Annotated in this window: 13 protein-coding genes and 1 pseudogene; 11 read left to right on the top strand and 3 right to left on the bottom strand. The window is 61.4% G+C overall.

Annotation, left to right across the window (positions count from 1 at the left end):
• The 8 genes and pseudogenes from JWQ24_RS20245 to JWQ24_RS20210 form a co-directional block, all read left to right on the top strand.
• Positions 1 to 100: pseudogene (locus JWQ24_RS20245) on the top strand (ABC transporter ATP-binding protein); the annotation flags it as partial.
• The gene (locus tag JWQ24_RS20240) at positions 97 to 2,025 is read left to right on the top strand and encodes a long-chain fatty acid--CoA ligase (RefSeq protein ID WP_299811931.1); all 1,929 of its coding nucleotides are present in this window, start codon (positions 97 to 99) and stop codon (positions 2,023 to 2,025) included. The pseudogene JWQ24_RS20245 and the gene JWQ24_RS20240, both read left to right, overlap by 4 nt.
• Positions 2,026 to 2,188: 163 nt before the next feature.
• Positions 2,189 to 3,082: a branched-chain amino acid ABC transporter permease gene (locus JWQ24_RS20235; RefSeq protein WP_299811929.1), complete on the top strand. Its 894-nt coding sequence runs from the start codon at positions 2,189 to 2,191 to the stop codon at positions 3,080 to 3,082.
• A gap of 6 nt (positions 3,083 to 3,088) precedes the next feature.
• The gene (locus tag JWQ24_RS20230) at positions 3,089 to 4,162 is read left to right on the top strand and encodes a branched-chain amino acid ABC transporter permease (RefSeq protein ID WP_299811927.1); all 1,074 of its coding nucleotides are present in this window, start codon (positions 3,089 to 3,091) and stop codon (positions 4,160 to 4,162) included.
• A gap of 58 nt (positions 4,163 to 4,220) precedes the next feature.
• The gene (locus JWQ24_RS20225) at positions 4,221 to 5,501 is read left to right on the top strand and encodes an ABC transporter substrate-binding protein (RefSeq protein ID WP_299811925.1); all 1,281 of its coding nucleotides are present in this window, start codon (positions 4,221 to 4,223) and stop codon (positions 5,499 to 5,501) included.
• Positions 5,502 to 5,621: 120 nt separating this feature from the next.
• Complete coding sequence (locus JWQ24_RS20220) at positions 5,622 to 6,452, top strand: ABC transporter ATP-binding protein (RefSeq protein WP_299811923.1); 831 nt, start codon at positions 5,622 to 5,624, stop codon at positions 6,450 to 6,452.
• Between the two features lie 45 nt (positions 6,453 to 6,497).
• Positions 6,498 to 7,724, top strand: coding sequence for an AMP-binding protein (locus JWQ24_RS20215; RefSeq protein ID WP_299811921.1), 1,227 nt, complete (start codon positions 6,498 to 6,500; stop codon positions 7,722 to 7,724).
• A gap of 134 nt (positions 7,725 to 7,858) precedes the next feature.
• Positions 7,859 to 8,314 (top strand): GtrA family protein, encoded by a 456-nt coding sequence (locus tag JWQ24_RS20210; protein WP_299811919.1) that lies wholly within the window; start codon positions 7,859 to 7,861, stop codon positions 8,312 to 8,314.
• Between the two features lie 6 nt (positions 8,315 to 8,320).
• Here the strand turns inward: JWQ24_RS20210 and JWQ24_RS20205 are convergent, their stop codons facing one another.
• From JWQ24_RS20205 to JWQ24_RS20195, 3 genes are all read right to left on the bottom strand, one after another.
• Positions 8,321 to 9,481, bottom strand: coding sequence for an AGE family epimerase/isomerase (locus JWQ24_RS20205; RefSeq protein WP_299811917.1), 1,161 nt, complete (start codon positions 9,479 to 9,481; stop codon positions 8,321 to 8,323).
• Between the two features lie 107 nt (positions 9,482 to 9,588).
• A complete protein-coding gene (locus JWQ24_RS20200; RefSeq protein ID WP_299811915.1) occupies positions 9,589 to 10,263 on the bottom strand; it encodes an HAD family hydrolase in 675 nt (224 codons plus the stop codon).
• A gap of 7 nt (positions 10,264 to 10,270) precedes the next feature.
• A complete protein-coding gene (locus JWQ24_RS20195; RefSeq protein ID WP_299811913.1) occupies positions 10,271 to 10,426 on the bottom strand; it encodes a hypothetical protein in 156 nt (51 codons plus the stop codon).
• A 232-nt stretch (positions 10,427 to 10,658) separates the two neighbouring features.
• Between JWQ24_RS20195 and rfbF the strand changes: the two genes are divergently transcribed.
• The 3 genes from rfbF to JWQ24_RS20180 all read left to right on the top strand — a co-directional run bounded on the left by rfbF (position 10,659) and on the right by JWQ24_RS20180 (position 13,706).
• On the top strand, positions 10,659 to 11,423 hold the full coding sequence (gene rfbF / locus JWQ24_RS20190) for a glucose-1-phosphate cytidylyltransferase (RefSeq protein ID WP_299811911.1): 765 nt from the start codon (positions 10,659 to 10,661) through the stop codon (positions 11,421 to 11,423).
• Positions 11,423 to 12,502, top strand: coding sequence for a CDP-glucose 4,6-dehydratase (rfbG, locus tag JWQ24_RS20185; RefSeq protein WP_299811933.1), 1,080 nt, complete (start codon positions 11,423 to 11,425; stop codon positions 12,500 to 12,502). The genes rfbF and rfbG overlap by 1 nt, the downstream gene beginning before the upstream one ends.
• A 100-nt stretch (positions 12,503 to 12,602) precedes the next feature.
• Positions 12,603 to 13,706, top strand: a complete 1,104-nt coding sequence (locus tag JWQ24_RS20180; RefSeq protein ID WP_299811909.1) for an N-acetylneuraminate synthase family protein — start codon at positions 12,603 to 12,605, stop codon at positions 13,704 to 13,706.
• Positions 13,707 to 13,897: the final 191 nt, after the last annotated feature.

The following is a 13,897-nucleotide window of genomic DNA, read 5'->3' as shown; positions in this document are numbered from 1 at the left end:
CGCCGATCCCCACGTCAAGCGCGCCTATCTCGGCGAAGAGGACGAAATCCTGGTCGATCCCGACGACAAGCCCGCCGCCGCCCCGGAGTGCGCGGCATGATGGATTACGCCGGACGCGTCGCCCAGGCCGACACCTATCCACAACAGCTGCGCCTCAACGCCAGGGAGCACGGCAACGAGATCGCGCTGCGCGAAAAGGATTTCGGGCTCTGGCGCGTGTTCACCTGGAACGACTATCAGACCCGGGTGCACGACTTCGCGCTGGGAATGATTGAGCTCGGCCTCGGCCGCGGCGACGTCATCGGCATCATCGGCGACAACCGGCCGGACTGGGTATCGGCCGAAATCGCAAGCCACGCAATCGGCGCCATGAGTCTGGGACTCTATCGCGACGTACTGGATGAGGAAGCCGCCTATCTGCTGAGCTATGGTGAAGCCAAGCTGGTATTCGCCGAGGACGAAGAGCAGGTCGACAAGTTGCTGACGCTTGCCGATCGCGTGCCCCAGCTCAAGCGCATCGTCTATTCCGATCCGCGCGGCATGCGGAAATATGACGACCCCCGCCTGATGGAAGCCGACAAACTCGCAGCCTTAGGGCGCGACCGCGCCGCACGCCAGCCCGATCTTTACGACGGGCTGGTGGACGCCACCAAAGGCGAGGACGTTGCGATCCTCTGCACCACCTCCGGCACCACAGCCAATCCGAAACTGGCGATGCTCGCCGCGGGACGGGTGTTGCGGCATTGCGCGACCTATCTCGCGTTCGACCCGAAGGGGCCGGATGACGAATACGTCTCGGTGCTGCCGCTGCCGTGGATCATGGAACAGGTCTACGCGCTCGGCAAAGGCCTGCTGTGCCGGATGAAGATCAACTTCGTCGAGCAGCCCGACACCATGATGAACGATTTCCGCGAGATCGCGCCGACCTTCGTGCTATTCGCGCCGCGGGTGTGGGAAGGCATCGCCGCGGACGTGCGGGCGCGGGTGATGGATTCGTCACCGCTCAAGCAAAGCTTGTATGAACTCGGCATGAAGACCGGATTGTCCGCGCTGGCGCAGGGCAAGCATTCCCTGATCGCGGACAAGCTGCTGTTCCGCGCGCTGCGCGACCGGCTCGGCTTTACACGGCTGCGTTCGGCGGCGACCGGCGGTGCGGCGCTCGGACCGGACACCTTCAAATTCTTCCAGGCCATGGGCGTTCCGCTGCGCACCCTGTACGGCCAAACCGAGTTGCTCGGTGCCTACACGCTGCATCCGATCGGCGAGGTCGATCCCGACACCACCGGCGTGGCGATGGCCGACGACATCGAAATCCGCATCGACAATCCGGACATCCACGGCGTCGGCGAGATCGTGGTGCGCCACCCCAACATGTTCCTCGGCTACTACAAGAGCCCGGAAGCGTCTGCCGCCGACATCAAGGACGGCTGGATGCAGTCCGGCGACGCCGGCTATTTCAACGCCAACAAGCAGCTTGTCGTGATCGACCGCATCAAGGATCTGGCGGAGACCGCGCGCGGCGAACGCTTCTCGCCGCAATATATCGAGAACAAGCTGAAATTCTCACCCTATATCGCCGAGACCGTGGTGCTCGGCGCCGGCCGCGACGCGCTGGCGGCGATGATCTGCATCCGGTTTTCGATCGTTTCGAAATGGGCGGAGAAAAAGCGCATCTCGTTTACGACCTATACCGATCTCTCCTCGCGTCCCGAAGTTTATGCCCTGCTGCGCAAGGAGGTCGAGGCCGTCAACGCCACGCTGCCGCCGGCGCAGCGCATCTCGAAATTCCTGCTGCTCTACAAGGAGCTCGATGCCGACGACGGCGAACTGACGCGGACGCGAAAAGTCCGCCGCAGCGTCATCAACGAGAAATACGCCGATATCATCGACGGCATCTACGGCGGCGCCCGCGACATCCCCGTCGACACCGTCATCCGCTTCCAGGACGGCACCACCCAGCGCATCCGCACCACCCTGCTGGTGATCGACCTCGCGCGCGACGCGGCAATGGAGGCGACGGAATGAAACGACCGTCGCGACAGAAACGCCGTTATGGCCGGGCTTGTCCCGGCCATCCACGCCTTCGCTGCGTTCAAGACGTGGATGCCCGGCACGGGGCCAGGCATGACGTGGAGCGAGCCCAGCGCATTCAACTGCATCCAGATCGTAGCGCCATCCGAGTTGCCACATGAACACGCAGCTCCTCCTCCAGCTCCTCGTCAATGGCCTCGTGGTCGGCACGCTGTATGGCGTGGTCGCGATGTCGTTTGTGCTGATCTACAAGGCCACCCAGGTCGTCAATTTCGCGCAAGGCGAATTGCTGCTGATCGGCGCCTGGGTGTGCTGGACGCTGCTCACCAAATACCAGGTACCGTTCTGGCTGGGCATGCCGATGACGCTGATCTTCATGTTCGCGTTCGGCATCGCGATCCAGATCGTCATCCTGCGGCCGATGATCGGCGAGCCGATTATCTCGGTGATCATGGTGACCATCGCTTTGTCCACCGTGTTCCAGGCGTCGCTGAAATGGATCTACGGCGTCAGCCCGCAACCGTTCCCACGGGTGTTCACCAGCCAGTCCGTGCAGTTCGCGGGGCTGCAGATCCAGACCGTCTATGTGATGAGTCTGGTGGTGTCTGTCCTGATGATGATCGGCATGGCGTGGTTCTTCCGCGTCTCCAAATACGGCCTGGCGATGCGCGCCACCGCGTTCAACCAGCAGGTCGCGCAATCGCTCGGCATTTCCGTCAAGACCGTGTTCGCGATGGCCTGGGCGATCTCGGCGATGGTGTCGGCCGTCGCGGGCGTCGTCGTCGCGGTGGTCAACGGCGTGTCGTCGGGTCTGTCGATCTACGGCATCAAGGTGTTTCCGGCGGCGATCCTCGGCGGACTCGACTCGGTCGGCGGCGCGGTGATCGGCGGCATCATCATCGGGGTGCTGGAGAATGTCGCGCAATTCGTCGACAGTGAATATCTCCACTGGGGAAATCTCTACGAGATCGCGCCTTTCTACGTGCTCATCATCATCCTGATGATCAAGCCTTACGGCCTGTTCGGCACCAAAGACATCGAGCGGGTGTAATTTCTCATGGCAAGCCCGTCACTCATTCCCGCCGGCGACTTCCGTACCTCGTACGCGGTCGACACCACGATCTTCCCGACCAAAGCGAGCCGCAACGCGGCGATCCTTGGCGTGATCGCGATCTGCTTTGCCCCGCTTCTGTTCAGCGAATACTGGCTCAGCGTGCTGATCCAGATCGGCATCTACGGTATCGCAGCGCTCGGGTTGAACATTCTGGTCGGCTTCACCGGCCAGATCTCGATCGGTCACGCCGCGTTCTTCCTGCTCGGTGCCTTCACATCCGCCTTTATCTCAAACAAATTTCCGGTGCCGGTGTTCTTCTCGATTCCGCTGGCCGGAATCGTCACCGCGATCATCGGGCTGATCTTCGGCCTGCCGGCGGCGCGGCTGAAGGGGCTGTATCTCGTTATCGCCACACTGGCTGCGCAATATATCCTGCTGGATTTTTTCTCTCGCGCCGACTGGTTTTCCGGCGGCTCGGTGCCGGCGATGGCCAATCCGTTCTCGATCTTCGGCTATACCTTGCACGGCGACCGGCAGTATTTCTACGTCGTGCTGGCCTATCTGGTGGCGAGCTACCTGCTGGTCACCAATCTGATGCGCTCGCGCGACGGCCGCGCACTGGTGGCGATCCGCGACCATTATCTCTCTGCCGAGATCATGGGCATCAACCTCACCAAATACCGCACGCTGTCGTTCGGGCTTGCGGCGTTCTTCGCGGGCATCGCCGGTGCGCTCTATGCGCACTACCAGCTCGTCGTCTCCAACGAAGGCTTCGGCATCGAGCGCTCGATCCTGTTTCTGGCGATGGTGATCATCGGCGGCACCGGCTCGATCATGGGAACCTTGATGGGCACCGCCTTCGTGGTGTTGTTGCCGGAATCCATGGAGTGGATATCAGCCGGGTTGAAAGGCAGCGCGATCGACCGCGCATTGCAGCTCAACAACAACATCACGTTTTTGCGCGAGATCGCGATCGGGCTGATCATCATCGCCTTCCTGATCTTCGAGCCGGACGGGCTCGCGCACCGCTGGCGGCAGATCAAGACCTACTGGAAATTGTACCCGTTTTCGCATTGAGCTTGAAACGGGACTGGATAGACTGAGGCACCAACAAAAAACCACCGGGAGAATGCTCATGACGATGAAATCGCTTTTAGGCACGGCATCCATGGTTCTGTTGCTCGCAGGCGCGAGCGCCAGCGCGCAGGCGCAAATCGCGCTGGGACATCTCGCCGATTATTCCGGCGGCACCTCGGATGTCGGCACGCCCTACGGCCAGGGCGTCGCGGACACCTACGCCTGGATCAACAAGAACGGCGGCATCGCCGGCAAGCAGGTCAATATCGACACCGTCGATTACGGCTACCAGGTGCCGCGCGCGATTGCGCTGTACAAGAAGTGGTCGGGCGCCGACAAGGTCGCGGCGATCTTGGGCTGGGGCACGGCCGATACCGAAGCGCTCACCGGTTTCCTCGCCGCCGACAAGATCCCGGATATTTCCGGCTCCTATTCCGCGGCGCTGACCGATCCGACCGGCGCCGGCGGCAAGGCCAAACCCGCGCCGTATAATTTCTTCTATGGGCCGAGCTACTCGGACGCGCTGCGCGCCGAACTGACCTGGGCGGCGGACGACTGGAAGGCCAAGGGAAAACCCGGCAAGCCGAAATATGTCCACATGGGCGCGAACCATCCCTACCCCAACGCGCCGAAGGCCGCGGGCGAAGCGCTCGCCGCCGAACTCGGCTTCGAGGTGCTGCCGGCGCTGGTGTTCGCGCTGGCGCCGGGCGACTACTCCGCGCAGTGCCTTAGCCTGAAGGCTGCCGGCGCCAACTACGCCTATCTCGGCAATACCGCAGCCTCCAACATCTCGGTGATGAAGGCGTGCAAAACGGCCGGCGTCGATATCCAGTTCATGAGCAACGTCTGGGGCATGGACGAGAACGCCGCGAAGGCCGCAGGCGACGCCGCCGACGGCGTCATCTTCCCGCTGCGCACCGCAGTGAGTTGGGGCGGCAACGCGCCGGGCATGAAGACAGTGATGGAAATCTCCAAGATGTCGGACCCATCCGGCAAGGTGTATCGCCCGGTGCATTACGTCGCTGCGGTCTGCACCGCATTGTATATGCGCGAAGCGCTGGAATGGGCCGCCAAGAACGGCGGCGCCACCGGCGAGAACGTCGCCAAGGGCTTCTACCAGAAGAAAGACTGGGTGCCGGCCGGGATGGAAGGCGTCTGCAATCCCTCAACCTGGACCGACAAGGACCACCGCCCGACCACCAAGGTCGACCTGTACCGCTCGAGAGTATCAGGCCCGACCGATGGCGATCTCAACGACCTGATGGCCAAGGGCACCGTCAAGCTGGAGAAGGTGAAGACGGTGGACCTGCCGCGCAAACCGGAATGGCACGGCTGGTAGTTCACACACACCGTCATGGCCGGGCTTGTCCCGGCCATCCACGCCTTTCTGTGCGTCAAGACGTGGATACCCGGCACAAGGCCGGGCATGACGGAGATTGGGACTTTGTCGGAGCAAGACATGACTGACGTCCTCGAAACATCGACACCGGCAGCGACCACAGCCCCGCTGCTCTCCGTGCGCAACATTGAGGTCGTCTATGACGACGTCATTCTGGTGCTGCGCGGCTTGAGCATGGAGGTGCCGAAGGGCGCGATCGTGGCATTGCTCGGCGCCAATGGCGCCGGCAAGTCGACGACGCTGAAGGCGATCTCCGGCCTGCTGAAAACCGAAGACGGCGAGGTCACGCGAGGCGAGATCATCTTCAACGATGAGCGTATCAACGGCATCGATCCCGACAAGATCGTGCGGCGCGGTATCTTCCAGGTGATGGAGGGCCGCCGCATCGTCTCCGACATGACCTCGCTGGAAAATCTGCGGCTCGGCGCCTTCACGCGCCACGACAAGGAAATCGGCAGCGACATCGAGATGGTCTACGAATATTTCCCGCGGCTGAAGGAGCGCACCGGCCTAGCCGGCTATCTGTCCGGCGGCGAGCAGCAGATGCTGGCGATCGGGCGCGCGCTGATGGCGCGACCGAAGATGATCCTGATGGACGAACCCTCGATGGGCCTGTCGCCGCTACTGGTGAAGGAAGTGTTCGCCATCATCCAGAAGATCAACCGCGACCTCGGCGTCACCATCCTGCTGGTCGAGCAGAATGCGCGCGCGGCTTTGTCGGTGGCGAGCCACGGTTACATCATGGAACAGGGCAAGGTGGTGCTCGACGGAACCGCCGACGAGTTGCGCGACAATGAGGACGTCAAGGAGTTCTACCTCGGCGGCGCCGGGGACCAGCGCAAGAGTTTCAAGAATTTGAAGAGCTTCAAGCGGCGCAAGCGATGGCTGTAGGATAATCTCACCGGCCGTGACAAACTCAAGTCAGGGAACACTGACATGCGCCATTTCGACACTCTGGAAAACTCCGATCCGTCGCACCGCCACGCCAACCTGTTCTCGCGGCTGCCGGACATCCTGCGCCATGCGATGGCGGCGCCGGGCTACGCGCAACACCTCAAGGGCATCACCCCCGCCACGGTGATCAACCGCGCGGCGCTGGCCAGGCTGCCGCTGCTGCGCAAATCCGAATTGTCCGCGTTGCACAAGGCCAGGCCGCCGTTCGGCGGCTTCGTCAGCGGCCCCGCCGGCTCGTTCGGCCGGCTGTTCACCTCGCCCGGCCCGATCTTCGAGCCGGAAGCGAAGCATCCCGATCCGTGGCGCGGCGCGCGCGCGCTGCATGCGGCGGGATTGCAGGCCGGCGACGTGGTGCTGAACACCTTCAGCTATCACCTGACGCCCGGCGGCTTCATCTTCGACTCGGCGGCGCGTGCGCTTGGCTGCGCGGTCATCCCGGCCGGCCCCGGCAATGTCGAGCAGCAGCTTGAGCTGATCGAGGCCTATCGCCCGGTCGCCTATGCCGGCACGCCGGATTTCCTGAAGATCCTGCTCGACGCAGGCAAGGCCGCCAAACGCGACATGTCCTCGATCAAGCGCGCGGTGGTGTCGGGCGCCGCGTTCCCGAAATCGCTGCAGGACGAGATCAAATCGCGTGGCGTCGATGCCTATCAGGCCTTCGCCACCGCCGATCTCGGTTTCATCGCCTATGAGAGCGCCGCGCGCGACGGGCTGATCGTCAACGAGGACCTGATCGTGGAAATCGTCCGGCCCGGCACCGGCGATCCGGTGCCCGAGGGCGATGTCGGCGAGATCGTGGTGACTTCACTGGATCCGCATCACCCGTGGATCAGGCTGGCGCTGGGCGACCTCTCCGCCACCCTGCCCGGCCAGAGCCCCTGCGGCCGCAGCAACATGCGCATCAAGGGCTGGATGGGACGCGCCGACCAGGCCACCAAGGTCAAGGGCATGTTCGTGCGGCCGGAACAGGTGGCGGAAATCGGCCAGCGGCATCCGGAACTCGGCCGACTCCGCCTCGTGGTCTCGCGCGACGGTGAGAACGACGCGATGATTCTGAAGGCCGAGGCCGCCAGCGCCGACGCAGGGTTGCAGGACGCGGTTGCGGCCACCCTGCGCGCGGTCAGCAAGCTCGGCGGAACCGTCGAACTGGTGGCCGCCGGCAGCCTGCCCAATGACGGCAAGGTGATCGCCGACGAACGCGGCGCCTGAGCCTCTTGTTTTCGACGCGTTTTCTTGACGCGAACCGAAATCACGCCGCTCGAAAACACGCTGGTCAGAAAAAGCCGGACTCGCCCGGGTGATCCTGCTAAGGAGCGGCCCTGCTCGAAAGTACGGCACTCGCTATGAAATTGATTTTGCCACCCATCATCGACACCTGGCTGGCGCGGCCGATGGTCGCGAAAATGATCAGCTTCGGCGTGATCGGCGTCGGCAACACCCTCATCGATCTGGCGATCTTCAGTTTCGCCTATACGGTGCTAGCGCTGCCGCTGGTGCCTTCCAACGTGCTGGCATGGCTGATCGCGGTGTCCGGTTCCTACGTGATGAACTCCATGATCACGTTCCGCGCCGAATCCGGCCGCGTGTTGCGGCGGAAGGATTATTTCAGCTTCGTCGCATCCGGCGTTCTCGGCGTCGTCGCCACCACCACGACGCTGGTCGTGCTGTCGAACTTCATGCCGGTGATCTTTGCCAAGCTGGTCTCGATCCTGGCGGGCTTCATCGTCAACTTCACGATGTCGCATTTCGTCGTGTTCCGGCAGAAACCGCCGGCGCCGGACGACCTGCTCCCGGGCTGAGATGGATCAGCCAAGCACCCGCTCGGCCTCGGCGACCGCGCACAGCACATGATAGAATGACGACGCCGGAATCGTATCGACCAGCGAGCGGCCGTCCGCGTCGAACTGGTCGTACCAGCCGCCCTTCACCGGGTGCGACAGGTAATGCGTCTGCAATCGCACCAGCGCCTTGCGGGCCTCTTCCGCGGCCCCGGCCTCGCCGGACTCGGCCTGCGCGATCCACGCCTTGGCGATCTCGGTCTGCGGCCAGCACCGGCGTGACGACTTGTGGATACGGCCCGCAGCATCGCCCTCATCGACCAGACAGCCGGTGAGAGGATCGCGATAACGCAGCGCCGACGCCAGCAACTCACCGCGATGACGCGCCGTCGGGCAGCCGGTGATGCGCTCAAATCCCTTCAGCAGCCAGACCCATTCCGCCTGATGGCCGGGCTCGACGCAGACCGGTTCGATCCGCGACCAGTCCTGCTCGAAATATTCGCCAAGCACCTGCTTCTTGCCGTCATAGAGGCTCGCAATGAACAGCCCGAACAGATCGCCGGCGCGGGCCTGAAACCCCAGGTCGTGGGTCGCATCGAAACAGGCGATCAGGGCCTCGAACACATGCATCTGCGGATTCTGCCGGCGCGGCATCGAGGCCGGCACGCCCTCCGCGTAGCCGCCATCCGGGGAACGCAATTCGCTATCGAAAAACGCCATCAGCGAATCGATCTCGGCGCGGACCTGCGCGTCCTTGTCGAGTTGATACAAGGCGGCGAGCGCCAGCAGCACGAAGGCGTGGTCGTAGGTGTCGCGCAGCGGGCTCAACACTGTGCCATCGGGCGCCAGCAGGTGCACGAAGCCAGGCCTACCGTCCGGGCTCCTGGCCTTGGCCAGCAGATAATCGAGCCCCTTGCGGGCAATCTCCCCGCCTTCAGGATACCAGCCGAGGTGTGCGGCCTTGGCGTAACAATAGATCTGCCGGGCCTGGACCCGGATGCGGCGTGGCGCCGCCCGATCGGCGCGGCCCTCGCGGTCGAGCCGCTCTATAAATCCACCCGTCGCCGAATCCCAGCCTTCGGTAGACCACAGCGGGAGGGCGTGGGTAATGAGCCTGGATTTCAGCGCGTGGACGACATCATGCTCGCGCGCAGCATCATCTTGCGGTGGATTGCCTGTATTATTCATCACGACGCCCTGGACTCTTTCGCGCACAATCGGCGTTCACCGTTACCAGCAAAGCGCAGTTTTCATCATCGACAACGTATCGAGCAGAGTGCATTTGAGGGAAGCCGTCAGGCGGCCTCACGCTGAGTAATCAAATCAGCGATATCTTTTGGTGACTTGCAAAGGCGCGTCGCACCGGCCTCCGACAGTTCCTCACGGCTGCCATATCCGTAGAGCACCCCGACCGCCGCCATGCCATTCTTTGCCGCACCAATGATATCATGCTTGCGATCGCCGATCATGACCGCTGTTGTCGGATCGACGGATGTCTCCTTCAAGGCATAACGGAGAAGTTCCCCCTTGTCGGAACGGGTTCCGTCAAGCTCCGCGCCAAACACGCGCCCAAAGTAATCGCGCAGGCCAAAGCGTTCGATAATTCGATCGGCAAATGGCCACGGCTTGCTGGTCGCCACAAATAGACGCCGCTGCGATCCCACGATTTCTGCGAGCATTTCCACGACCCCCTCATAGGGCACGTTCTCGAACAACCCTACATCCGAATAGCGCTCGCGATACAATTCGACAGCACGCGCTGCGCGGCTCTCGCTACCCAGTATGGAGAGAAAGCTGGCATGCAACGGCGGCCCGATACACCAGGTCAAATCGTCCGCCGAAGGGATCGGAACGTCAAAATGTTCGAGCGCGGATTGGATCGAGCGCGTGATACCCACTTTGGGATCAGTCAATGTTCCGTCGAGATCGAAGAATACGACGTCTGTCTCGGACTTCTGCTCGGCCGGCATAAGCTGCTCATTCCTGTTGAAAACCGTGTTCGTCCGCCGATGCGATCTTCACATCTTCAAACAAGGCCCGGCGAGAAATTTCTATATCAGACGGTGCCTTGAAAACAGGCGTTTCTTGCCAAGCCACATAAGTCCCTGCATCAGGTTCGACCACGAATGCCAATACGGCCGGCCACGCCGCCGTGCCGCCGTATGATCGGAACCTAAGCCGGTCATTTTTAAGGATCACTATCCTATATACGGTGTTTGACGCATTACCGTCCGTGAGCCGCTGACTGGCAAACCGCCGCCCCCGCAATTGCCCCGATCCCGGACACATCAACTACTAGTAGTTGTTGCAGTCGCGTGATCGGCAGATTAAGAAAGGCGACAGGTCATTGGATAGATTGTTTCAAATGAAGGTCGTAATTCTTGCTGGCGGCCTCGGAACACGCATTTCCGAGGAATCTGCTCTTCGCCCCAAGCCGATGATCGAGATCGGTGGCCGTCCCGTGCTCTGGCACATCATGAAAATATACCTCGCGCATGGGTTGCGCGATTTCGTGATCTGCTGCGGCTACAAGGGCTATATGATCAAGGAATATTTCGCGAATTATTCCCTGCATATGTCTGACGTGACCATCGACATGGAAAACAACACCATGGAGGTCCATCGGAAGAAGACCGAACCCTGGCGTGTCACCCTTGTCGATACCGGGGAAGCCACGCAGACCGGTGGACGCCTCAAGCGAGTCCGTGAATATATCGACGGCGACTTTTGCATGACGTATGGCGACGGCGTCGGATCGGTCAACATCACCGAGCTGATCGCTTTCCACCGCAGCCACGGCAAGCTGGCGACCATGACGGCGACGCAACCGCCCGGGCGCTTTGGCGCATTGCAGTTGAATGATCATGCCGTCACTTCCTTCCTGGAGAAACCGACCGGGGACGGCGGCTGGATCAATGGCGGCTTCTTCGTTCTGTCACCGAAGGTGCTCGACCTAATCGAAGGCGATGAAACCTTGTGGGAGCGCACACCGCTCGAAAGCCTCGCTCAAACCAAACAGTTGCAAGCCCACTTCCACCCCGGCTTTTGGCAGCCGATGGACACGCTTCGCGACAAGAGCCACCTCGAAGAACTGTGGCAATCCGGCAAAGCCCCCTGGAAGGTCTGGTGATGGTTTCCCCGTCGTTCTGGGCAGGCAAGCGCGTCTTCCTCACCGGTCATACGGGATTCAAAGGCAGCTGGCTCTCGATCTGGCTGAAGCATCTCGGCGCGAACGTCACCGGTTTCGCGCTGGCGCCGCCGAGCCACCCGAGCTTGTTCGAGGTCGCTCAGGTCGCGAACGGAATGACGTCGATCATCGGCGATATTCGCGACGCCAGGACGCTGCAGGAGGCGCTGGTCAGCGCCCGCCCCGAAATCGTCATTCACATGGCTGCGCAGCCGATCGTACGGCTGTCCTATCACGAGCCGGTAGAAACCTACGCCACCAACGTCATGGGCCTCGTGCATCTGTTCGAAGCCGTGCGCAAGTCGCCCGGCATTCGCGCCGTCGTCAATGTGACCAGCGACAAATGTTACGAAAACAAGGAATGGCTCTGGGGATATCGCGAGAGCGAGCCGATGGGCGGACACGATCCTTACAGCAGCAGCAAGGGCTGCGCCGAACTCGTCACCGCCGCCTATCGACGCTCGTTCTTTAACGAGGAAAATTACGCCACCCACGGAATCGCATTGGCCAGCGCACGCGCGGGAAATGTGATCGGCGGCGGCGACTGGGCTGCGGACCGACTGATCCCGGACATGATGCGCGCGATTGAAGCAGGTCGACCGGTCGCGATCCGAAATCCGCATGCCATTCGTCCCTGGCAACATGTGCTGGAACCGCTCAGCGGCTATCTCGCCCTGGCGGAAAAATTGCACACGCACGGGCCGGCATTTGCAGAGGGATGGAATTTTGGTCCGGCAGAATCAGACGCCCGTCCGGTGCAGTGGATCGTTGAACAACTGACCACGATGTGGGGCGATGGAGCCTCCTGGCAACTCGATACGGCAGAGGGTCAACCGCACGAAGCGCACTACCTGAAACTCGATTGTTCCAAGTCCCGCATGCTGCTGAATTGGCAGCCAAAATGGAGCCTGAATCAAGCATTGCATATGATAACCGATTGGCACAAATGCGCTTTACAGGGTGACGACATGTATGCGAAGACCCTCGGCCAAATCCAGATTTTCCAGACTGCGGCCGGCTAGAAATACTTTCGCCGCTCAGCGCGCGATGGATTGGTAAAAATCAAAGCGAGGCCCCCCGGGTGGTCGCTCAATATCCTTACAGATTTTTGGAGACGTCAGTATGATCAGCCAGAAAGACAAAGATCTTTTTGAAAATTTGTTTGTACTCGAGCTTGCAAACAACCACTGGGGCAAACTCGATCGCGGCCTCAAGATCATCCGCGATCACGGGACCATCGTTCGCTACAACAACGTCAAGGCTGCGATCAAACTGCAGTTTCGCGATGTCGCTGAATTCGTTCATCCGGATTTCAAGGGTAATCAGGATCTTCGTTACATCAAGAAGACCGAAGACACCGAGCTCAGCAAATCCGACTTCGCGCGCATGATCGAAGAAATTCGTCAGGTTGGCTGCATCCCGATGGCGACGCCATTCGACGAATCGTCGGTCGATCTCTGCGTTGAATTCGATCTGCCGATCCTCAAGATCGCCAGCTCCGACATGAACGATTGGGCACTCCTCGAAAAAGCGGCATCGACCCGTCGTCCCATCATCGCTTCGTCCGGCGGCGCTTCCGAGAAGGACCTCGACGACTTGGTCCACTTCTTTGATAAGCGCGACATCCCGCTCGCAATCAACCACTGCGTTTCATTGTACCCTTCCGAAGACAGCGAACTCGATCTCGATCAGATCGATTACCTGAAGCGCCGCTATCCCAACCATGTCATCGGATATTCGACGCACGAGTATCACGATTGGTCGTCATCCATGCTGATCTCCTACGGCAAGGGTGCACGCAGCTGGGAACGTCACATCGACATCGAACATGAAGGCGTGGCCGTCTCGTCGTACTGCTCGCTGCCCGCGCATTGCGACACCTGGTTCAAGGCGTTCAGCAAGGCCAAGGAAATGTGCGGCGGCCGCGGCGAGTCGCGCCGCACCATCTCCCGCAAGGAAATCGAGTACCTCGATGCCCTGGTGCGCGGCGTCTACGCCCGCCGCGACCTTGAGCCCGGCTACGTCTTCTCAAAGGAAGGCTTCGAGCGCGACTTCTTCCTTGCCGTGCCGCTGAAGAAGGGCCAGCTGTCGTGCCGCGAAGTGATGAACGGCGAAAAGTTGACGACGACGATGAAGGCTTCGGATCCGCTGACGATCGACCACATCGACGGGCCCTATGCCGAAAACGTCGCGCTGCGCGGCCTGATCCTCAACCGCGGCCTCTGAGGCCCAACGAACGCGAGAGCGACAGCCGGGGCCAGGGCCCCGGCTGAAATGCAGGTGAGTTAGCCCGCTGCAAAGCTGGGCTCACATTCATCCGACAAACAGCCAACTGCGTTTTGCATCATGGCACCGGTGGACCCTTTGGTCCGGCGATCTGTAGCGCCGTAATCCGGTACACGAATGCCACCGCGCCG

Origin of the sequence: Tardiphaga sp., assembly GCF_028290495.1 — a bacterium.
GTDB lineage: Bacteria > Pseudomonadota > Alphaproteobacteria > Rhizobiales > Xanthobacteraceae > Tardiphaga.
The sequence above is the reverse complement of the archived record's forward strand: the minus strand, read 5'-3'. Positions and strand labels throughout refer to the sequence as shown.

What these genes read in the sequence shown, in the direction of transcription:
- JWQ24_RS20240 (WP_299811931.1), top strand. Translation starts at nt 97, where the DNA reads ATGATGGATTACGCCGGACGCGTCGCCCAGGCCGACACCTATCCACAA.
- JWQ24_RS20235 (WP_299811929.1), top strand. Translation starts at nt 2,189, where the DNA reads ATGAACACGCAGCTCCTCCTCCAGCTCCTCGTCAATGGCCTCGTGGTC.
- JWQ24_RS20230 (WP_299811927.1), top strand. Translation starts at nt 3,089, where the DNA reads ATGGCAAGCCCGTCACTCATTCCCGCCGGCGACTTCCGTACCTCGTAC.
- JWQ24_RS20225 (WP_299811925.1), top strand. Translation starts at nt 4,221, where the DNA reads ATGACGATGAAATCGCTTTTAGGCACGGCATCCATGGTTCTGTTGCTC.
- JWQ24_RS20220 (WP_299811923.1), top strand. Translation starts at nt 5,622, where the DNA reads ATGACTGACGTCCTCGAAACATCGACACCGGCAGCGACCACAGCCCCG.
- JWQ24_RS20215 (WP_299811921.1), top strand. Translation starts at nt 6,498, where the DNA reads ATGCGCCATTTCGACACTCTGGAAAACTCCGATCCGTCGCACCGCCAC.
- JWQ24_RS20210 (WP_299811919.1), top strand. Translation starts at nt 7,859, where the DNA reads ATGAAATTGATTTTGCCACCCATCATCGACACCTGGCTGGCGCGGCCG.
- JWQ24_RS20205 (WP_299811917.1), bottom strand. Translation starts at nt 9,481, where the DNA reads ATGAATAATACAGGCAATCCACCGCAAGATGATGCTGCGCGCGAGCAT.
- JWQ24_RS20200 (WP_299811915.1), bottom strand. Translation starts at nt 10,263, where the DNA reads ATGCCGGCCGAGCAGAAGTCCGAGACAGACGTCGTATTCTTCGATCTC.
- rfbF (WP_299811911.1), top strand. Translation starts at nt 10,659, where the DNA reads ATGAAGGTCGTAATTCTTGCTGGCGGCCTCGGAACACGCATTTCCGAG.
- rfbG (WP_299811933.1), top strand. Translation starts at nt 11,423, where the DNA reads ATGGTTTCCCCGTCGTTCTGGGCAGGCAAGCGCGTCTTCCTCACCGGT.
- JWQ24_RS20180 (WP_299811909.1), top strand. Translation starts at nt 12,603, where the DNA reads ATGATCAGCCAGAAAGACAAAGATCTTTTTGAAAATTTGTTTGTACTC.